The sequence below is a fragment of the Mailhella sp. genome, assembly GCF_057866825.1.
Genome location: NZ_DBMAHT010000189.1, coordinates 1 through 2,808, shown reverse-complemented (window position 1 = coordinate 2,808; position 2,808 = coordinate 1). Strand labels below are relative to the sequence as shown.

General features: G+C 61.4%; 2 protein-coding genes. Both read right to left on the bottom strand.

The genetic code is table 11. The features are described from left to right. Positions 1 to 230: 230 nt before the first annotated feature. Positions 231 to 953 (bottom strand): NAD-dependent protein deacylase, encoded by a 723-nt coding sequence (locus ACZM96_RS10500; RefSeq protein WP_489488994.1) that lies wholly within the window; start codon positions 951 to 953, stop codon positions 231 to 233. A gap of 415 nt (positions 954 to 1,368) precedes the next feature. Further along, positions 1,369 to 2,808 (bottom strand): DEAD/DEAH box helicase (locus ACZM96_RS10495; RefSeq protein WP_489488992.1); only part of this gene is annotated, 1,440 nt, incomplete at its 5' end.

Below are 2,808 nucleotides of genomic sequence, written 5' to 3'. Positions count from 1 at the left end.
GGGAGGCGGAATTGAGGGGGGCGGGGGAAATCATTTCCCTAGGCGGGGAGCGGGGCGGAGCCCCGCATCTTTTTCATCCCCACAGTCGAAGGAAACTCCAGAGAGTGACGGAGCGATCGCGCCGCCGAGGTGACGGCCGCCGAAACGGCGGAGCCGGGAGGCGAAATTGAGGGGGTTCGGGGGAAATCATTTCCCCCGGCGGGGAGCGGGGCAGAGCCCCGCATCTTTATTTAAATCTTCAGTTCTTCCATTTCCTTTTTCAGGTCGCGGCCTATCCAGGTGGCGTAGCGGTCGAGGTGGGTGGGGTCGCGGTTGATGATGGCGATTTTGCCGCCGGACTGGAGGGTGATTTCGGGCACGGCCGCGGCCGGGTACACGGTGAGGCTGGTGCCGAGCACGAGCATGAGGTCGGCGGCGCGGGCTTCGCGTTCCGCCTCGGTGAGGGCGTATTCGGGCAGTCCTTCGCCGAAGAACACGATGTCGGGTTTCACGATGCCGCCGCATTTGTCGCACACGGGCACTTCGCCGGCGCGCACGCGGGGGGCGATTTCTTCAAACGTCCAGCTCCTGCCGCAGCGCAGGCAGTGGTGCAGCAGCGGCGAACCGTGCAGTTCCAGCACCTTTTTCGATCCGGCCTTCTGGTGGAGCAGGTCGATGTTCTGCGTGATGACGGCGTGGATGATGCCTTCCTTTTCCAGACGGGCGAGCGTCTTGTGAACGATGTTGGGCTCCTTTTCCTCCAGATTGTAGAGAAAATCCTTCGAGTGCTCGTAGTAGTAGGTAGGATCCTTCATGAAGTAGTCGAGGTCGAAGAGCTTGTTGGCGTCGATGTCGGTGCGGGTGTAGAGACCGCCTGCGCCGCGGAAGTCGGGAATGCCGGAAAGGGTGGAAATGCCTGCGCCGGTAAGAACGACGGCATGTTTGGCGTTGGAAAGCAGTTCGGTAAGCGTCATGTGCGGCTCCCGGATGGTTGCAGGTGAATGAGAACCGGGAACATCCCGGCAAGGTTCCGCGGTCGGAGCTCCATGCGGACGAGCGCAGCGCCCAGTCGGCCGGAGGCGGCGACGCCCGGCGCGACGTTCGGCGAAGGAGCGCGGGACGCAGAGGCAGGCGTCGGATTCGCGGGCGCATGAGTTGAATGCACAGGCGCGGGCGTCGAATGCGCGGACGGACTGCGGGTGCGGGCGTCGGAAGGGCGTTTTCGCTGCTTCGACCGCGAAGGCCGGAGAAAGTCCGGCGTTCCGAGGGCGGAATCTTTTCGCTTCTGCGAGGACGATACGTCAGGAGCGGGAAAATTCAAGGGGCGCGGACGCAAAAAAAGCGGCCCGGCGCAGACGCGCGGGGCCGCTTGAGGTCGGCGGGAATCCGCTACACTTCAAAGAGCATTTCGAGGTCTTCTCTCGTGAGGGACTTCCAGGATTCCTGTCCGGGAATGACGGCTTCGGCCACGCCGCGCTTCATTTCCTGGAGTTTCAGAATCTTTTCTTCCACGGTGTTCTGACAGATGAGCTTGTAGGAGAACACCTGACGCGACTGGCCTATTCTGTGGGCGCGGTCGGTGGCCTGGCTTTCCACGGCGGGGTTCCACCACGGATCGTAGTGGATGACGTAGTCGGCGCTCGTGAGGTTGAGGCCCGTGCCGCCGGCCTTCAGGGAAATGAGGAAGATCCTGATGGAAGGAGTGTTGTTGAAGCGATCCACCTGTTCCAGACGGTCCTTGCTGGAGCCGTCGAGGTAGCAGAAGGGAATGTCCGTCATCTGGAGCCAGGCGCGTATCTGCTGCAGCATCTGCACGAACTGCGAGAATACGAGCACCTTGTGACCTTCTTCCACGATGTCGAGGATCATGTCCTTGAAGGCCTCGAACTTGCCGGACGGCATGTTGGCGTTGAAGCCGGGCATGTCCAGCTTGAGCAGCTTGGGATGGCAGCAGATCTGACGCAGCTTGAGCAGGGCGTCGAGAATGGACATCTGACTCTTGGCCATGCCCTTCTTGTCCACGTCGGCGAGCACCTGTTCACGCAGCTTGCGCGCGAGGGAGGCGTAGAGTTCGGCCTGTTCCTCTTCGAGGGCGCAGTACATGACGTTTTCCACCTTGGGCGGCAGATCCTTGACCACTTCGGCCTTGGTACGGCGCAGAATGAAGGGCTTCACCCGCGAACGCAGGTATTCGAGGGTTTCCGCGTCGCCTTCCTTGATGGGCTTGATGACCCCGCGCTGGAAGGCGTGCTGACTGCCGAGGAAGCCCGGCATGAGGAACTCAAAGAGGCTCCACAGTTCAAAGAGGTTGTTTTCAATGGGCGTGCCCGAGAGGCAGAGGCGCATCTTGGCGTTGATCTGCCGCACGGAGCGGGCGGTAATGGTGTTGGGGTTCTTGATGTTCTGGGCTTCGTCGAGAATGATGGAGTTGAACTCGTGCTGTTCGAGCTCCTCCATGTCGCGGCGCAGCAGCGCGTAGGTGGTGATGACGAGATCGGACGTGGCGATCTTGCGGAACAGTCCCTCGCGGCGCGTGCCGTACACGATGACGCGCGAAAGTCCGGGCACGAACTTGGAAGCTTCGCGATCCCAGTTGGGCAGCACGGAAGTGGGCACCACGATGAGGTTGGGGCCCTGAGAGCCGTGATTGACCATGTGCTGCACGAAGGCGAGCGTCTGAATGGTCTTGCCGAGGCCCATTTCGTCGGCGAGAATGCCGCCGAAACCGTATTCGTTGAGGAAGTTGAGGTACGAGATGCCCTGCAGCTGATAGGGACGCAGCGAGGCCTGCAGGCCCTTGGGCGTTTCTATCTGCTTGACTTCATGGAA